Origin of the sequence: Cryobacterium sp. Sr8, assembly GCF_004403225.1 — a bacterium.
Lineage (GTDB): Bacteria > Actinomycetota > Actinomycetes > Actinomycetales > Microbacteriaceae > Cryobacterium > Cryobacterium psychrotolerans.
Genome location: NZ_SOHO01000051.1, coordinates 78,420 through 94,853, shown reverse-complemented (window position 1 = coordinate 94,853; position 16,434 = coordinate 78,420). Strand labels below are relative to the sequence as shown.

Here is a 16,434-nt window from a genome sequence, read left to right as displayed (position 1 = left end):
TGCCCTGCCCTGCCCTGCCCACACCACGCCTGGGTTGAGTCGCGGACAAAGTACCTTCCCGCGCGAAACGAAGGGTGTTTGTCCGCAACTCAGCGGCGCCGGCACGCGTGAGCCCGCGCGCGTGAGGCGGCACGCACGCCCCAGGGCTGCAGCGCCCGGCTCGCGAGTGCGACAGACTGATCTCATGGCCACGGACAAATCTCACTGAGCATGGGAGCAGAAACACCCGACTCCTCGCTCGCCGACCCCTCCCTCGCCGACGCCGACGACATCGCCCGCGGGCTCGAGGTCGACCCCGCCGTCGGCCTGAGCGACGCCGAGGCCGCCCGGCGCCTGGCCCGCGACGGCCCGAACGAGCTCCGCGGGATCCCGCCCGTGCCGACCTGGCGCAAGATCCTGGCCCAGTTCCACGACCCGCTGATCTACCTGCTGCTCGTGGCCGTCCTGGTCTCCATCGGCGCGTGGATCTTCGAGCGGGCCGCCGGATCCGACGCCTGGCCGATCGACGCGATCGTCATCGCCGCGATCGTTGTGCTGAACGCCGTGCTCGGCTTCGTGCAGGAGGCCCGCGCCGGCGACGCGGTCGCCGCCCTGTCGACGATGACCGCAGCATCCTCTACCGTGCTGCGCGCCGGCGAACTCGCCACCGTTCCGAGCGCCGACCTCGTGCGCGGCGATGTGCTCGCGCTCGGCGAGGGCGACCACGTGGGTGCGGATGCCCGGCTCCTGTCCGCGAGCGCGCTGCGGGTGGCCGAGGCCTCCCTGACCGGCGAAAGCGAGGCCGTGGGCAAGAGAGCCGACACCCTGCCCGCCGCGGCGCAGCTGGCCGACCGGCTGAACATGGTCTTCAAGGGAACGGCCGTCGTGGAGGGCGTCGGCCGGGCCGTCGTGACCGGCACCGGCATGGACACCGAGGTCGGCGCCATCGCCACCATGCTCGACGCCACGCCCGCCCACGTGACGCCGCTGCAGAAGGAGATCGAGCGCATCAGCCGCACCCTCGGGGCGATCGTCATCGGAATCGCCCTCGTCGTGATGCTGACGATCGTGCTCGTGCAGGGCGTCTCCACCCCCGCCGACTACGTGACCGTGTTCCTGCTCGGCATCTCCCTCGCCGTCGCGGCCGTGCCCGAGGGCCTGCCGGCCATCCTGTCGGTCGTGCTCTCGATCGGGGTGCAGCGGATGGCCAGGCGCAACGCGGTCGTCAAGAACCTCAAGTCCGTGGAGACGCTGGGGTCGGCATCCGTCATCTGCGCCGACAAGACAGGCACGCTGACGAAGAACGAGATGACGATCGAACGGGTGCTGACAGCGTCCGGCGCGGCCCGGGTGACCGGCGTGGGCTACCGGCCCGAGGGCGCGGTGCTGGATGCCGACAGCCGGCCACTCGAGGACCCGCGCCTGCACGCCGAGGTGCTGCGGACGCTCGGCATCGGGTCGCTGGCCGGGAACGCCCAGCTGCTCGAGCACGACAACACGTGGGAGATCCAGGGGGATCCCACCGAGGCCGCGTTCCTCGTCGCCGCGGGCAAGCTCGTCGGCACGAACGGCCACGTCGCCCGGTTCGACCGCCTGGACGAGGTGCCGTTCACCTCCGACCGCAAGATGATGTCGACCCTGCACGAGGAGAAGGCGGACGGCAGCCTCCGGATCTTCAGCAAGGGCGCGCCCGATGTGCTGCTCGAGCGTTGCAACCGCATCCAGCTCGGCGAGGAGGTCGTCCCCCTCGACGAGGAGCGCCGGCGGCGAGCACAGGAGGACGTGCGGGCGCTTTCCGCGCAGGCGTTCCGCACCCTCGGCGTCGCGTACAGCCACGTCGATCCGGACAGCACACCGATCGACGAGTCCCACGAGCACGACCTGATCTACACGGGCGTCGTCGGCATTATCGACCCGCCGCGCGACGAGGCCACCGCCGCGATCGCCGAGGCCCACCGCGCCGGCGTGCGCGTGATCATGATCACGGGCGACCACCCGGGCACGGCCGCACGCATCGCGAGCGACCTCGGCATCGTGCCGCCCGGATCGACGGCCATCTCGGGGCTGGAACTCGACCGCCTCGACGAGCCGGCGCTGGCGGATGCCGTGCTCCGGGCATCCGTCTTCGCCCGCGTTTCGCCACGGCACAAGCTGCGCATCGTCGACGCCCTGCAGTCGAACGGGCAGATCGTAGCGATGACCGGGGACGGAGTGAATGATGCCCCGGCGCTGAAATCGGCGGACATCGGCGTCGCCATGGGGATCACCGGCACGGCGGTGACCAGGGAGGCCGCCACGATGATCCTCGCCGACGACAACTTCGCCACGATCGTCATGGCCGTGCGACAGGGCCGGGTGATCTTCGACAACATCCGGAAGTTCCTGCGCTACCTGCTCTCCTCGAACATGGGCGAGGTGCTGACCGTGTTCCTCGGCGTGCTGTTCGCCGGGGTGCTCGGCCTGTCCGGCGCGAGCAACGAGGCCGTGGTGCTGCCACTTCTGGTCACCCAGATCCTCTGGATCAACCTCGTCACCGACTCGGGCCCGGCACTGGCGATGGGCATCGACCCGGAGATCGACGATGTGATGGCACGCCCGCCCCGGGCGCTCACCGACCGGGCCGTCGACCGGCGCATGTGGTTCGGCATCCTGTCGACCGGCATCGTGATGGCCGTCGTGACGCTCGCGACGATCGACCTGTTCCTGCCCGGCGGGCTGCTGCCGGGAGAGGACACGCTCGACGTGGCCCGCACGGCCGGCTTCACCACCCTCGTCTTCGCGCAGCTCTTCAACGCGTTCAACGCGCGCTCCGAAACGAGCAGCGCGTTCCGCCGCCTCTTCGTCAACCGGTGGCTGTGGGGCGCAATCGCGCTGACCGTGCTGCTCCAGGTGGCCGTGGTGCAGCTCCCGTTCCTGCAGGTCGCGTTCGGCACCGCGCCCCTGGATGCCGAGCACTGGCTGATCTGCGTCGCCCTGGCATCCGGCGTCCTCTGGGTTGAGGAGTTGCGGAAGGTCGTGCTGCGCGCGCTGGATCGGGCCTGAGGGTGTGTGGCCCGGGTTGACTTGCGGAGAAAGTACCTTCGTGCGCGCGAGGAAGGTACTTTCTCCGCAACTCAACCGGGGCTGAGCGACTACGCGGCGGGCTCGACCAGAGTGATGAACGCGCTGAGCTCCGCGACGCCGGCCGGGGTCACCGGCAGGTAGTCGGTGAGCGCCGGCGAATAGACGAGGAAGGCCGCCCACTTGGCCCGCGAAATCGCGACGTTCAGCCGGTTCTTCATGATCAGGAAGGACATCCCGCGGGGCACGTCGTTGGCCGAGGATGCCGCCAGGGTCACGATCGCGATCGCCGCCTCCTTGCCCTGGAACTTGTCCACGGTGCCCACGCGCACGTGCGAGTAGCCGGCCGCCGCGAGGGCGTTCCGCACGGTGCCGAGCTGCGCGTTGTACGGGGTCACGACGATCATGTCGTCCTCGCAGAGGGGCTCGCCGAAGCGGTCCTTGGTCGGGTCGGTCCAGCTCGTGCCGAGCAGCCGGCGGACCAGCGAGACCACTTCGGCGGCTTCCTCCGGAGATTCGACCGCGTTGCCGACGTGCCGCACCGGCAGCACGTGCAGGCCCGGCTCCACGCCCGCCAGCGAGCGCGTGGCGGCGACCGGATGCGACCGCAATCGTCCCTCATAGGACAGGCGCGACACCGGCGCGGTTACCGCGGGGTGCATCCGGCGGCTCTCGGCGAGGAAGTAGCCCAGCTCCTCGGGCAGCACGTCGTGCCCGGCGCTCACCCAGCCGAGCGCGGACTGGTCGATCGGCTCGGGGTGCGTGCCCTGGCTGACCTGCGGCAGCTGCTGCGGGTCACCGAGCAGCATCAGGTTGCTCGCGCCGACGCTCGCTGCGATCGTCGAGGCGAGACTGAACTGGCCGGCCTCGTCGACGACGAGAAGGTCGAGGCTGCGGCGGGGAATCCGGGCCGGATTGCTCAGGTCCCAGGCCGTGCCGCCGACGACGAAGCCCGTGGCGGCGTTGTCCAGGCCGAAGTGGAGCTGTCCGTCCTTGGCCAGCACGGTGAAGGCGGCATCCGCGGCGGCGTCGGGCGAGCTGCCGACCTGGGCGACCTTGCCGACCAGGCTCGGGTCGAGGCCGGCCTTGACGATGGCGTCGAGCAGGGTTTCGACGACGGCGTGCGACTGGGCGACGACGCCGACCTTCCAGCGGTGCCTGCGCACGAGGTCGGCGATGACGTGCGCGCCGAGGTAGGTCTTGCCTGTGCCGGGCGGTCCCTGCACGGCGAGGTAGGACCGGTCGAGGTCGAGCAGGCTCCGCACGACCGCTTCGATCCGGTCCCGGCCGTGCTCATCGGACGGGGCCAGGGACGCCAGCGCGCCGGAACGGGTGCGCGGCGGGACACGGCGCAGGATGTCGACCATCGGGTCGTTCGGCCACCCCGGCTGGGCGTCGACGATGGCCTGGGCCCACTCGTCGATTGCGGGCTTCTGGCTGCCCGCTTTGGGCGGAGCGGACGGGGCGAGGGCCATCGGCCGGTGGGCATAGGGCGGGACGTCCTTGCCCAGGGTTTCCTCGACGAGCACGCTGCCGTCGTCGTCGACCGCGAGAATCTTGACCGGCTTGGCGCAGCGGGATCCCGCCTCGGCCTTCGGGTCGAGGAACGGCCCCGGGTAGTCGTAGAGCAGGTACGGCCCGGCCTGCTCGCCCGGTTTGACGCTGCTGCCCGGCGCCCACTGCCCGCGCAGCCACAGCTCGCGTCGGTCGACGCGCTGGCCGCCCTCCCGGTACCAGTCGCGTTCCAGGCGCACGTCGTGGATCTCGAGCACGTCCCGGGTGTCGCGCCAGACCTCGATCGGCTGCGCGAGGCGGGCGAAGTGGCCCCACCAGAAGCTCTTCTGTTCCCGGCGGTGGTAGTCGATCGCGGCGGCCGCGAACGCCGCCGCCGTCTGCTCGGGGCCGCGGTCCGGGTCGAGCGGGTCGCCGGCGAGCGCGAGCAGCGCCTCGCGGAGCGGAGACGGCTCGAGCTCCGCGACGTCCTTCTCGGGCTGCATCGCCCCGATCGGGATGCCGCGCTCGGCCGCCCGGGCGAGCAGCCAGTCGCGCAGGCGGAGCGTGGACACGCAGTCGTAACGGTTGTAGTCGGCAATGGCGTCGAGCATCCGTTGCCCCTCGGCGGCATCGCCGGTGACCTGCTCGTCGCGCGCGGCGACGTACGCGGTGATCGAGTCGGCCGCGTTCGTGACGCCCTCCTTGTCGCGGATTTCGTCGCCCATGTAGAGCGGCTCGAGCTTCTTGATCGAGTACGAGTGCGACCCCACGCGCATGGCCTTCTTCACGACCGGGTACAGGTCGACAAGCACATTGTCGCGCAGCAGCTGGTCGACCTCGTCTTCGCCGACGCCGTGCCGGGCGGCGATGGTCAGCAGGTGCGTGCGCTCGTAGGAGGCGTAGTGGTAGACGTGCATGCCCGGGAACTCGGCGCGGCGGGCGCCGAGGTAGTCGAGGAAGTCGCGAAGCGCCACCCGTTCCTCGGCCCAGGTATGAGCCCAGAAGGCGCGGAACGTTTCGTCGGGCTCGACGAGTCCGAACAGGTAGTCGAGGCCCCAGCTCTCGCCGGTGCCCTCGGTGTAGAGCGGGTCGCCCTCGAAGTCGAAGAAGATGTCGCCCGGGTTGGGTTCGGGCAGCACGGCCAGCGCCGACGGGTTGTAGAGCTCGACCGGCGGCGGCTGGTTCTCGACGGCGCTGACCTGCAGGCGCGCCTGGGCCCGCAGCGCGGCGAGCGTGCTGTCGGCGATGCCGGGGATCTCGCTCGTCGGGCTGGGCTGGTCGGGCTGGCTGGGCTGGTCGGGCGTGGCTGGGGTGGCTGGCGTGGCTGCTGTGCCTGTCGTGACTGCCGTGGCAGGCGTGTCTGCTGTGCCGAGCGTGGCGCCCGACGCCGCGAGCGCGTCGATCGTGAGGATCCCGGCCTCCGCGAGCCGCGCCCGCTGCGTCACGCGCATGCCGGCGACGAGCAGCACGTCGCGGTGACTCTGCACCTCCCCCTCGCACACAGCGCAGCGGCCGCAGACCGCGTAGCGCGCGTCGCCCCAGGCCACGGGCGCGGTATCCGCCATACGCTCGGCGATGATCTGCAGCAGTCGGGCCCGGCGTTTGCGGTACACGGGCAGGATGTCGACCAACCGGTGCTCGCTCACGGTTCCGTCGCCGAGCAGCAGCTGCACGGTGTCGGCGGTCTCGAAGCCCAGGGACTCGAGCTGGTCCGCGTAGGCGGCGAGCTGGAGCAGCGCGGTGACCCGGGCGCTGCGGGCGAGCTTAGTGTCCTGCACGAGGTACCGTCCGTCGGGCTGGCGCACGATGAAGTCGGCGAAGCCGAGGAAGTTGTCGCGGAAGAAGGTCGCCTGGAAGACGATGTCGGCACCGCCCCGGAAGGCCGCTTCGGTGGCCGCCACCGCTGCCTCCAGGGCGCCGTCCGCGCGGGTGTCGGGCCGTTCGATTTCGACGACTCCCTCGCCGAACCTGGCCCGGTAGCCCTCGAGCACGCGGAGTTCGTGTTCGTCGCCGAGCACGCCGGTGCGCTCGAGCATGGCGTCGGCCTTCTTTTCTGCCGCGGCGATCCGGCCGAGCTTCGCGTCGAGGGAGCGCAGGAAGGCAAACTCGCACTTGGATGCCGTGGTCAGGTCGCTCGCGCTGGTGACCACACCGCCGTTCAGCAGGTACATCGCTCCCCCTCCGGTCGCTCTCTGTCGAGAGTATCGGGAGGGTCTGACATCCGTTGCCCGGCCGTCTCGCTCTTGCCTGCGCTCCCTCCGTTGAGGTGCGGACAAAGTACCTTCCCGCCGCTCGGGAAGGTACTTTTTCCGCAACTCAGCGGGGTTGGTGGGCGAGCGAGCAGGCCGAGTCAGCGGGCCGAGTCAGCGAGGCGGACGTCGCGTTCCGGTCCACCCGCGGGCTCGCAATCGCAGCTCGATGAGCGCGATGAGCGCGGACGGATCCTGCAGGTCATCGTCGGTGAATTGCAGCATCTGCCAGCCGTGGTCCTCCAGGTTTCCGACCCGGCGGATGTCCCGGCGCCACTGCGCCCGATCCGTGCGGTGGTGATCTCCCTGATATTCGAGCAGCAGCCTGAACTCGGGGTAGGCGAGGTCTGCCCGGGCCAGGAGGCGCCCGCGCGGGTCGTAGATGTTGAGGTTGCATTCGGGTTCGGGCAGTCCGCCGAGCACAATCAGCACGCGCAGCTTCGTCTCGCGCCGCGACTCGGACCGGGTGCGGATGAGCGGGAGGGCCTCGCGCGGGAGGGCGAGGCCGCGGCGACTCGGGTAGCGGGCGACGGCATCCGCCAGCTCGTCCAGCGTGGCCAGCGGCTGCCGCAACTGCACGACGTGGTCGCCCGCCGCGACGAGGTCCACGAGGGCGAGCCGGGCCGCGAGGTCGAGCCAGGTGCGCGCGGGGCCGGTGAAGCGGAGGCCCCGCCAGAGCACGATCTCCTCCGGCCGGATGCGCATGCTGTGCCCGACCACGCCCCGCGCGTCCATGGCCCGGGCGGGCGCGGCGATCCCGACGTGCACCGGGGGCGCCGACTCGAACGCCCGCGGCAGCGGAAGCCGCAGCAGCCGGGCCGCGGTTTCGTGCGTGAAGAAGGCGTGCGGGGGCATCCGCAGGGCGAGCGCCCGGCAGAGCGCCTCGAGAGCGGTGAGGCCGGCGGAGGATGCGGCGGCGTGGGCTGCGGGCGCGGGCGCATCGGCTGCGTCGCCGGGCGGGGCCGGTGAACGGATGCCCCAGAACGGCCGATGCAGGTCGGCTCCCCTCAGCCGCGACGCGCCAACCCCGGCGCTTCGGGCAGCTGCGATGAGGAAGGGGCGATCGGCGAAATCGTCGGGGAGCGGAACCCGTGCTGTCATGTCATGGAGGATGCCGTTTTCGCGCCCCCGGCGTGCGAATTGTCCACAGGCCACGCGCCCACCCGGTTGAGATGCGGAGAAAGTACCTTCCCGCGCCCGACGAAGGGTCTTTGTCCGCAACTCAAACTCGGATCGGGGAGGGTCGTCGAAGGCTGATGTGGTGCTGATGGATTCGCCACGCCGGCGCTCGCCAGGCCCGCGAGGCCCGCCAGTCCCGCCACGCCAGCCAGGCCCGCCACGCCCGCCACGCCCGCCACGCCCGCCACGCCCGCGAAGCCCACGAAGCCCACGAAGCCCGCGAAGCCCGCTGAGTGCGCCACTCCCGCCGAGTACGTACGCTGAAGCCATGGCCCACGAATTCGCGCACGAACCGGATGACCGTCGCTACACCCTGCGCGTTGACGGCCAGCTGGCGTGCATCGTCGACTACGCCATCAACGGCAACATCATCGCACTCACGCGCACCTACACGCAGCCGCCCCAGCGAGGGCACGGCTACGCAGCCGAGCTCGTGGAATTCGCCGTGACCGACATCGAGGCCACGACGGACTATCGAATCGTGTCGAGCTGCTGGTACGTCAGCGCATGGTTCGAACGGCACCCCGAACGCACCGGGCTCCTGGCCCGATAGCGCGCGCCGCGGGCCCACGAGCCCGCGACATCCGCCGCGCGGCGCTGAGTTGCGGACAAAGTACCTTCCCGCGCCCGACGAAGGTTGTTTGCCCGCAATTCAGTTGGAAGCTGCCGCGCGTGGGAGGAGCTGCCGCGCGAACTACTCCGCGGACTCTTCCGCGGGCTGGAACCACGGCGGGTACACGGCGACCTTCGGCCGGTGCGACGACGCCGCGAGGATGGGCTTGACCAGGTCGCGAACCTTGTCGTTGGCCACGCCGATGAGCGTCACCAGCTCGAACGGGAACGTCTCCTCGATGAGGAACTCTGCCTCGAGGATCGCCGGGGACTCCGGGTCGGCGCGCAGCTTGCGCAGCACACCCTCGGTATCCGCTCGGGTCGTGCCGAACCGGGTCAGCACGCCCGCGGCGTCGCCGTCGGCGGCAACCACGCCGGCCGAGGCGGCGACGGCTGCCGACTCGGGAGCCGATGCTGCCGATTCCGCAGCCGACCCAGGCGCCGACTCAGCGGCTGCGGCCTGCGCGTCGAGCGCCTTCCTGACCGTGCTCACGAGGATGACGAAGTCGAAGGGGGCCGAGCCGTGGGGATCGAGCGCGAGGCGCGGGTCGTCGCTGCGCGCACGGATGCTGTCCCAGACGCTGGCGTCCGGCGAGAGGAAGAACGGCACGTACTTCGCGACGCTCAGGCTGCCCTGGCCCGACACGAGGATGGACCGGCGTGATTCGCGGGTCTCGGCCGAGGAGATGTCGACGGCCGGACGGCCTTCCCAGGCCTTGCTGGCATCGGCCAGGAGGGCGCCGCTGCTCAGGACGCCGGTCAGGTTGCTGATGTGAGTGACGTGGTAGATCCGCTGCTCACCGACGTCGGCCGGCATTTTGGCGGATGCCCGCGGCACGGCAGCAGTCTTCGTCGCCCGGGTGGGCTTCGGCTCGGCCCGCGGGGTGCGCAGCGCCGTGGGAGCGGATGCTTCGCGTGCGCGGCTGGCCCGCTTGGAGACCCCGGAGGCCGAGGAGGCCCGCGAAACGGGTGCCGAAACGGAAGCCGTGGGGGCCGCCTTCGGGAAGCACTGATCGCAGAGGTTGCCTTCGAGCCCGTGAATGCATTCGTCGTTCAAGTAATGACCTTTCGTAGCGTGGCGCCCCTGCCCCACCTGTCAACGTTACGTTCATTTCGAGCTCAGCGGGGACAGAACGTGGTCAGAACGACCCGACCTGGCGGCCCGGGGGGAGCAAATAGTTCGGTGGATGACGCTGAGGGCGGCGCGCCGGACACTGCGCCACCGGAGGTCGGCGCAGGGGCGTGGACTGGCTTTCGTCCCCTTTCGACCGCCCCGGGCGCGGACTACATTGGCCACCGTCGGCCTCGCTCGGGGCCAGGCATCCGCTATCGCAGCCAGGGAGCCAGAATGAATGCCGAGAAAGTCGATCTCGAGCCGCGCACCATGATGGGGGTGCACGAGGTCATTCCGATCACCGCCATGGTCGACTACTTCGGCCGGGCATTCACGACGTCGGCGGCGGAACTGGGCAAGCAGGGCGCGTATCCGGCCGGGCCGGCGATTGCCCTGTACCACGGCAAACCCACGGACATCGTGGATGTGACCGCGGGTTTCCCGGTCGAGCAGCCGGTCACGAGCACGCCGGAGGCGAGCGTCGTCACTCTGCCCGGCGGTCCGGCGATCCAGACCGTGCACACCGGGTCGTACGACAGTATGACCGGCACCTACGACGAGCTGATGGCCTGGGTGACGGAGAAGGACCTGACGATGTCGGAGGACATGTGGGAGGAATACCTCACCGGCCCCGAGAGCGATCCCGACCCGTCGACCTGGACCACCCGCATCGTCCGGCCGCTGGCATGAAGGCCGAACGAGTCGAACTCGAGCCGCGCACCATCCTGNCCCCCCCCCCCCCCCCCCCCCCCCCCCCCCCCCCCCCCCCCCCCCCCCCCCCCCCCCCCCCCCCCCCCCCCCCCCCCCCCCCCCCCCCCCCCCCCCCCCCCCCCCCCCCCCCCCCCCGCTCGCGCTGTACCACGGCATGCCGACCGACACGGTCGACGTGACCGTGGGATTCCCGGTTGCCGAGCCCGTCACAAGCACCGCGGATGTCGTCGTCGTCACGCTCCCCGGCGGTCCGGCGATCCAGACCATCCACACCGGGTCGTACGACGGCCTGGCCGGCACCTACGGGGAGCTGATGGCCTGGGTGGCGGAGCAGAAGCTCGAGCTGGGCGAGGACATGTGGGAGGAATACCTGACCGACCCGGACAGCAGCCCGGACCCGTCCACCTGGCAGACGCGGATCGTCTGGCCGCTGGCCTGAGCGGCGTTCGCCCGGATGCCGCCCGGGCCCGATCCCCGGGCCGGAACCCGGGGCGACCGGCGAGCCGTAATTGGGCGAGAATGGTGCACTCCGCGGAACGCGCCCTCGGTTGCACCAACTGCGCCCCCGTACTCGCCAACCAGTCAGGTCAGGAAATCATGTCCATCGTTGTCACAGCCGTATTCACCCCCAAAGCCGGCGCCTTCGACCAGGTCGTCGCCGCCCTGGCCCCGGCCATCGCCGAGGTCCACGAGGAGCCCGGCTGCCTGCTCTACGCGATCCACGAGGCCCCGAACGGCCAGGTCATCATGATCGAGTCCTGGGAATCCGCCGAGCTGCTCGACGCCCACGGCGCGGGCGACGCGGTCAAGCGCCTGAACGCAGCGCTCGTCGGGCTACTCGAGGGCCCCGTCGAGGTCACCCGCCTGGCGCCGATCCCCGCGGGGAACGAGCTCCAGGGCGCGCTCTGAATTAGTCGCCCGGTCTCGATCGGCTCGACCAGCGGGGCGGGGCTCGACCAGCGGGGCGGGGCTCGACCAGCGGGGCGGGGCGCGGCCATCGGGGTCACCGGTGCCGGGCCAGGACCCGGTCCAGGCGGCGCCCGACCACTGTTCCGTCGGCCCAGGACGCGGCCAGGTCGATCAGCTCGTCGACGATGTCCGGCACCGACCGGTTCAGGCAGCACGGGCACCAGCCTTGGGCTTCGAAGCAGGACCGAAGCGCCATCTCGTAGTCGCCGCGGCTGAAACCCGGGATGTCGCGCACCACGGCCGTCGTCGTGTACCCGTCGGTGCTCATCCCGGAGAACGAGCGCCCGCAGCCGCACGGGCCGTCCGGATGGCGCCTGCTCAACGGGCAGGGGTCGATCATCCAGACGAGTTCCCCGTCGATGCAGTGGCTGAAATCGCTCGGGCGCTTGCCCTGGGTCACCCTCGTGGCCACAAATGCCTTCATCATCTCTCCTTCGTCTCGTGGCACGAGCGTTAGCGAGTAGATGCTGGTGACGATATCGGCAGCCACCGACACTCCTAGACTCGTCGCATGACACGCACTAACACCGTCTCCCTGATCCGGCACGGGCAGACCCTGTGGAGCGTCACCGGCCAGCACACCGGACGCACGAACATCCCCCTGACCGAGCTCGGACGCCGACAGGCGGATGCCCTCGGCGAGATGCTCGACGGCCAGGCGTTCTCCCTCGTGCTGTCGAGCCCGCTCGCGCGCGCGTGGGAGACCATGGAACGGGCAGGGTACGCCGGGCAGGGCGTCGCGAGCGACGACATCCTGGAGTGGGACTACGGCGTGTACGAGGGGCGCACGACCGACGACATCCGCCGGGACATCCCGGGCTGGTCAATTTGGACCCACCCGGTCGAGGCGGGCGAATCCGTGGACGAGGTGGCCGCACGCGCCGACCGCACCATCGAGGCCTGCCTGGCCGCCGACGGACCGGTGGCCGTCTTCGCACACGGGCATTTCCTGCGCATCATGGCCGCCCGCTGGATGGGCCTGCCGCCGACGGCCGGCCGGAACCTGAGCCTCGGCACCGCGACCGTGTCAACCCTCGGCTGGGAGCGCGAGAACCGGGTGCTGCGGATGTGGAACGACGCCTGTCACCTCGACTCGATGGATCCCGTGCTCTAAGGGCGGACCTGGTTGCGCCCGGAGCGCGGGCGTGCGGGCTGGGGCGCTGGGCTCGAGCGTGGGCTGGTGCGTGGGCTGGTGCGTGGGCTGGACCCCTTGGCCACCTATTTGAGTTGCGGACAAAGTACCTTCCCCACGCGCGCGAAGGTACTTTGTCCGCAACTCAACCCGGGCCGGCGGCTGGGGCCACGACCGGCCCGCGGGCGTCAGTCAGTTGCACGGTCACGTCGGCGCGAGACCCGGATGCTCCGCCCCGGCGCCGCCCCCGGCGCAATGTCCTGCGCATCGAGGAAGCCGAGCACGTCCGAGACGAGGTCGCGGCTCGTCGACGTGCCCATGTGGCTCTGGCCTTCGTAGAGGAGCAACTGGCTATTCGGGATCAGCGCGGCGGTCTGCGTGAACAGGTGCTCACTGTAGAACGCGTCGCGTTCCCCGCCGATGACCAGGGTCGGGGCGGAGATCTCGTGCAGCCGATCCCTGAGGTCCAGCTGGTCTTCGGCGCGGATGGTGGCGATCATGTCGGGCGTGGCCTTGCCGTACATCGAGCGGCCGAGCAGCCAGCCCAGCACCCCCAGCAGCCTCCGCGACGCGGGCCCGGCTCCGAGCATCGCGAACGCCGCGGCGCCTGCCCGCCTCGGCCGCTCCGCCTGCACCTCCTGGGCGACGCGTCGCTGCGCATTCCTCCCCCGCTCACCGAGCCGGTAGGCGGCCGAGACGATGATGAGCCGTTTGACCACGTCGGGGTGGTCCACCGCCAGCTGCAGCGCGACGCTGCCGCCGGTTGACATTCCCAGCACGTCGACCGGACGACCGAACTGGCGACGCAGCGCGCCGGCGAGTTCGCCGGCCAGGTCGGCGATCGTGGCATCCGGCGCGAGCCCGGGCCGTCGGTTCACCCACCAGACACGACGACTGTGGGCATAGGGCTCCAGCATCAGTGCCTGCGCCCAGCGCTCCATGCCGACGGGGCCCTCGTTGTGCGCCCCGATCCCCGGCAGGAAGACCAGCGGCTCACCCGCCCCGAGGCTGAGGAAGGGCAGCCCGCCGGGCAGTCTGCCGTACATGCGCGTGCCCGGGGCCCGCTTGCCGTTGCGGGCGCCGAATGGGCCGGATCGCGTGTTGCTGGCTGTGTGGTCGAACATCGGATCACCCATTCGCTCGGCGTGACGGTTCCGGATGCCGCGCGCGGCTCCGAGAGGAATCGAGGGGGACAATACCCGCGGCCCGATCCCCCCGCAAAGGGATGGACGACGACGTTCCCCGGGGCCCGGGATGCGCCGTCGACTCCGGGCAGGGCCGCGCACGCCGAGCCGCCCAGTCGCCACGCCCCGTCGCCCAGTCGCCCGGCCCGTCGCCGGGTCGCCCGGAAGGCCGCCTCCCGCGGTCTTACCCGCCCGCCCGGTCCGCTCACGGAGCCAGGCCAACCAGGCGCAGCCAGGCGCCGAGCTGGTCCTGGTCCACGTCTGCGGCGCGGAATCCGACGTAGCCGTCCGGCCGGATCACGGCCACGCCGCGTCCCGGACGGTCGCTCAGCCGGTGCACGTGGGTCATCGGGCCGAGCAGCCCGGTGTCGATCACGGCAGCATCCTTCTGCAGCAGGATGTGCACGCCGGGCTTGGCGATCAGCTCATGCAGCCGAACCCGCCGGCCCTCGCACCGCACGAGCGCATCCGGCAGGCGCGAGCCGACGCGCGCGCGACGGACCGACCCCGGCCGCGATCCGGGTGCGGCAACGCCCTCGACCGACAGCCGGCTGCCCCGATAGTGCAGCCCGAACTGGGACATCAGGCGGGCGCCCTCGGCCACCAGCCGCCGTCGTCGCATCAGCCACGGAGCGAGGGGCGCGCCGAGCGGCACGACGACCGAGCGCAGGAGCTGCGCGAGCGGATGCAGGCTGGCCTCGGCCCAGAAGATGACGTGCGTCACCCGGAGCACGCGCCGATCCGCCGGACGCCGCTCCCGCTCGTAGGAGGCGAGCAACTCGGTGCGCGGGGCCGCACCGGAGGCGTCGGCCCCGGCCGCGAAGGCAAGTTTCCAGCCGAGGTTGAGGGCATCCTGGATGCCGGTGTTCATGCCCTGCCCCGCGGCCGGGGAGTGCACGTGCGCGGCGTCGCCGGCGATGAAGAGTGCGCCGCGGCGAAAGTGCGTGGCGAGGCGGTACTGCAGCCGCACCTGCGCCGACCAGGCCACCTCGGTGATCCGCGCGGGGAGGCCGGCGTCATCGACGAGCGCCTGGAGTTGGTCGCGCGGAACGGGCGGACCGGGCTGGCCGAACGGATGCCGCGACTCCCCCGCCGCGCGCGTGGCGAGCATCCGCCAGGTGGCGCGTTCGCCGATCGCGAAGAGGAACAGCAGCCCGCGCCGGCCGGCCACGACGTGTGCGACGCCCGGCTCGAGGTCGCCGGCGGGGGCGTCGGCTGCGGCGCGGTCGGCGGCGTGGGCGCGGGAGCGGTCGCCGGCGGGGGCGTCGGCTGCGGCGCGGTCGGCGGACGTGCCGGTGCCGCTCAGCTCCAGGTCGGCGAGCACGACTTCCTCGGCGTAGTCGCCGCCGTGCCAGGCGCCGATCCGGTCCCGCACGACGCTCGCCGCACCATCGCAGCCAGCGAGGTACCGATATGGAACTTCCTCGAGTTCCTCGTCGTGATCGTTGTGCCGGAGGATCGCCCGGTGGCTCTTGCCCGGGCGGATGCCCACCAGCTCGGCGCCGCGCTCGACCGTGACCCCGCGTGCGGTGAGCGCCTCGACCAGCACCGCCTCCACGTCGGCCTGGCGGATCAGCAGCAGGTGCGGGAAGGCGGTGCGGGGAAGGTCGAGCCGCTCGATCCCGACCGGCACCACCCGGGAGCCCACGTGCAGACGGACGGCGGCGGCCGTGTCCCCTCTCGCGAGGAGGGCATCCGTCACCCCCAGCGGCCGGAGCAGCTCGAGCGTGCGCGGGTGCATGATCATCGCCCGCGACGGGCGGAACAGGTCGAGCCGGCGCTCCACGATACGCACGTGCGCTCCGTGGTCGTGCGCCTGCAGGGCCAGGGCGAGGCCGGTCGTGCCGGCCCCGACCACCAGGACGTCGACGGGCGGGGTGGTCACGTGCGCGCCGGCCCCGGCGTGGTCTGCTGCGGCGCTGCCGGTCCCGGCTCGGTCGCCCCTGTCGCCCCTGTCGCCCCCGTCGCCCCCGGCACGGTCGGCCCCGGCACGGTCGGCCCCGGCACGGTCGGACCCGGCACGGCCGGCACGGCCTCGCTCAACACGGGCTGGGCAGGCAGCCACCAGGCTCGGTCGCCGGCTGCTCCCACGGCCTCGGCCACGGCATCCGGGTTGCGCAGGAAGTCGTCGCGTCGGATCCCGGGCAGCACCCGGTAGTGGATCGAGCCGCGCACGCAGACGAGCGCCAGGACCCGCCAGAGGGTGCGCGCGTAATTCTCGGCCAGCGCCGGGCCGTCCCATTCGTAGATGCCGCGGTAGGTGCCGCGGGAGTCGTGCGTCATCCACAGCTTCGACACGTACCCCGGGAACCCGACGAACAGCGGGGTGTTGAGGATGCTCTCCAACCGGAACAGGGCGTGCCCCCTGCCGCGCACGAGCACGAGCCGGAAGCAGACCACGAGTACGGCGGGGTCACCCGTCGGGCCACGGTCGACCACGGTTTCGCGGTAGACGGATGCCGTGGTCCCGTCGGCGAAGCGGATCCGTCGGCCGGTCATCGCCCGGGGCAGGTGGATGCGGCGTTGCGCGAGCAGCACTGCGGTCGTGACGGCGCAGGTGGCGAGCGATTTCGCGGCGGGCCAGACGGCGGCCGGCGGTTTCTCGATCACGATGTTGTCCATGACTGACCTCCCGAAACGAGGTAGCGTGCTGCTGAGCTGGTGGTGCGAATCGTTGCCAGCCTAGGCAGGCGGTGGTCGCCTGCCAAGGCCCTCCGGCGATCGAGCCACCCCGGTCGTGAGGGGTCGCAA

13 protein-coding genes are annotated in these 16,434 nt (G+C 71.4%); 6 read left to right on the top strand and 7 right to left on the bottom strand.

Annotated elements, in window-relative coordinates; all coding sequences use genetic code 11:
* Positions 1-210 precede the first annotated feature (210 nt).
* The gene (locus tag E3T54_RS11270; protein ID WP_134475750.1) at positions 211-3,021 is read left to right on the top strand and encodes a cation-translocating P-type ATPase; all 2,811 of its coding nucleotides are present in this window, start codon (positions 211-213) and stop codon (positions 3,019-3,021) included.
* Between the two features lie 89 nt (positions 3,022-3,110).
* On the opposite strand, the gene E3T54_RS11265 is transcribed toward E3T54_RS11270, so the two are convergent.
* Positions 3,111-6,704 carry a bifunctional RecB family nuclease/DEAD/DEAH box helicase gene (locus E3T54_RS11265; RefSeq protein ID WP_134475749.1) on the bottom strand — a complete coding sequence of 1,198 codons (3,594 nt, stop codon included), beginning with the start codon at positions 6,702-6,704 and terminating at the stop codon, positions 3,111-3,113.
* Between the two features lie 192 nt (positions 6,705-6,896).
* On the bottom strand, positions 6,897-7,883 hold the full coding sequence (locus tag E3T54_RS11260; RefSeq protein WP_134475748.1) for a hypothetical protein: 987 nt from the start codon (positions 7,881-7,883) through the stop codon (positions 6,897-6,899).
* A 166-nt stretch (positions 7,884-8,049) separates the two neighbouring features.
* Here E3T54_RS11260 and E3T54_RS17715 point away from each other — a divergent pair, with 166 nt between their 5' ends.
* Entirely contained in the window at positions 8,050-8,514 is a 465-nt protein-coding gene (locus E3T54_RS17715; protein ID WP_370255450.1) for a GNAT family N-acetyltransferase, read from the top strand.
* 141 nt (positions 8,515-8,655) lie between these two features.
* Here the strand turns inward: E3T54_RS17715 and E3T54_RS11245 are convergent, their stop codons facing one another.
* Positions 8,656-9,630 carry a DarT ssDNA thymidine ADP-ribosyltransferase family protein gene (locus E3T54_RS11245; RefSeq protein WP_134475745.1) on the bottom strand — a complete coding sequence of 325 codons (975 nt, stop codon included), beginning with the start codon at positions 9,628-9,630 and terminating at the stop codon, positions 8,656-8,658.
* A gap of 291 nt (positions 9,631-9,921) precedes the next feature.
* Between E3T54_RS11245 and E3T54_RS16830 the strand changes: the two genes are divergently transcribed.
* The 3 genes from E3T54_RS16830 to E3T54_RS11230 all read left to right on the top strand — a co-directional run bounded on the left by E3T54_RS16830 (position 9,922) and on the right by E3T54_RS11230 (position 11,307).
* Positions 9,922-10,377, top strand: a complete 456-nt coding sequence (locus tag E3T54_RS16830; protein ID WP_166804901.1) for a GyrI-like domain-containing protein — start codon at positions 9,922-9,924, stop codon at positions 10,375-10,377.
* 175 nt (positions 10,378-10,552) lie between these two features.
* A complete protein-coding gene (locus E3T54_RS11235) occupies positions 10,553-10,837 on the top strand; it encodes a GyrI-like domain-containing protein (RefSeq protein ID WP_174844415.1) in 285 nt (94 codons plus the stop codon).
* A gap of 158 nt (positions 10,838-10,995) precedes the next feature.
* Positions 10,996-11,307 carry a putative quinol monooxygenase gene (locus tag E3T54_RS11230; RefSeq protein WP_134475743.1) on the top strand — a complete coding sequence of 104 codons (312 nt, stop codon included), beginning with the start codon at positions 10,996-10,998 and terminating at the stop codon, positions 11,305-11,307.
* Positions 11,308-11,401: 94 nt separating this feature from the next.
* On the opposite strand, the gene E3T54_RS11225 is transcribed toward E3T54_RS11230, so the two are convergent.
* Positions 11,402-11,857, bottom strand: a complete 456-nt coding sequence (locus tag E3T54_RS11225; RefSeq protein ID WP_198414474.1) for a hypothetical protein — start codon at positions 11,855-11,857, stop codon at positions 11,402-11,404.
* A 21-nt stretch (positions 11,858-11,878) separates the two neighbouring features.
* Between E3T54_RS11225 and E3T54_RS11220 the strand changes: the two genes are divergently transcribed.
* Complete coding sequence (locus E3T54_RS11220) at positions 11,879-12,481, top strand: histidine phosphatase family protein (protein ID WP_134475742.1); 603 nt, start codon at positions 11,879-11,881, stop codon at positions 12,479-12,481.
* A 206-nt stretch (positions 12,482-12,687) separates the two neighbouring features.
* On the opposite strand, the gene E3T54_RS11215 is transcribed toward E3T54_RS11220, so the two are convergent.
* The 3 genes from E3T54_RS11215 to E3T54_RS11205 form a co-directional block, all read right to left on the bottom strand.
* Positions 12,688-13,623: an alpha/beta fold hydrolase gene (locus E3T54_RS11215; RefSeq protein ID WP_166804900.1), complete on the bottom strand. Its 936-nt coding sequence runs from the start codon at positions 13,621-13,623 to the stop codon at positions 12,688-12,690.
* A 265-nt stretch (positions 13,624-13,888) separates the two neighbouring features.
* Entirely contained in the window at positions 13,889-15,568 is a 1,680-nt protein-coding gene (locus tag E3T54_RS11210; protein WP_134475740.1) for an FAD-dependent monooxygenase, read from the bottom strand.
* The gene (locus E3T54_RS11205) at positions 15,565-16,305 is read right to left on the bottom strand and encodes a hypothetical protein (RefSeq protein ID WP_198414473.1); all 741 of its coding nucleotides are present in this window, start codon (positions 16,303-16,305) and stop codon (positions 15,565-15,567) included. The genes E3T54_RS11210 and E3T54_RS11205 overlap by 4 nt, the downstream gene beginning before the upstream one ends.
* Positions 16,306-16,434 lie beyond the last annotated feature (129 nt).

Bases quoted from the DNA above. Each gene is read 5' to 3' on its own strand.
- E3T54_RS11215 (WP_166804900.1), bottom strand. From the start codon at position 13,623: ATGTTCGACCACACAGCCAGCAACACGCGATCCGGCCCATTCGGCGCC.
- E3T54_RS11265 (WP_134475749.1), bottom strand. From the start codon at position 6,704: ATGTACCTGCTGAACGGCGGTGTGGTCACCAGCGCGAGCGACCTGACC.
- E3T54_RS17715 (WP_370255450.1), top strand. From the start codon at position 8,050: ATGGATTCGCCACGCCGGCGCTCGCCAGGCCCGCGAGGCCCGCCAGTC.
- E3T54_RS11260 (WP_134475748.1), bottom strand. From the start codon at position 7,883: ATGACAGCACGGGTTCCGCTCCCCGACGATTTCGCCGATCGCCCCTTC.
- E3T54_RS11270 (WP_134475750.1), top strand. From the start codon at position 211: ATGGGAGCAGAAACACCCGACTCCTCGCTCGCCGACCCCTCCCTCGCC.
- E3T54_RS16830 (WP_166804901.1), top strand. From the start codon at position 9,922: ATGAATGCCGAGAAAGTCGATCTCGAGCCGCGCACCATGATGGGGGTG.
- E3T54_RS11220 (WP_134475742.1), top strand. From the start codon at position 11,879: ATGACACGCACTAACACCGTCTCCCTGATCCGGCACGGGCAGACCCTG.
- E3T54_RS11235 (WP_174844415.1), top strand. From the start codon at position 10,553: ATGCCGACCGACACGGTCGACGTGACCGTGGGATTCCCGGTTGCCGAG.
- E3T54_RS11230 (WP_134475743.1), top strand. From the start codon at position 10,996: ATGTCCATCGTTGTCACAGCCGTATTCACCCCCAAAGCCGGCGCCTTC.
- E3T54_RS11205 (WP_198414473.1), bottom strand. From the start codon at position 16,305: ATGGACAACATCGTGATCGAGAAACCGCCGGCCGCCGTCTGGCCCGCC.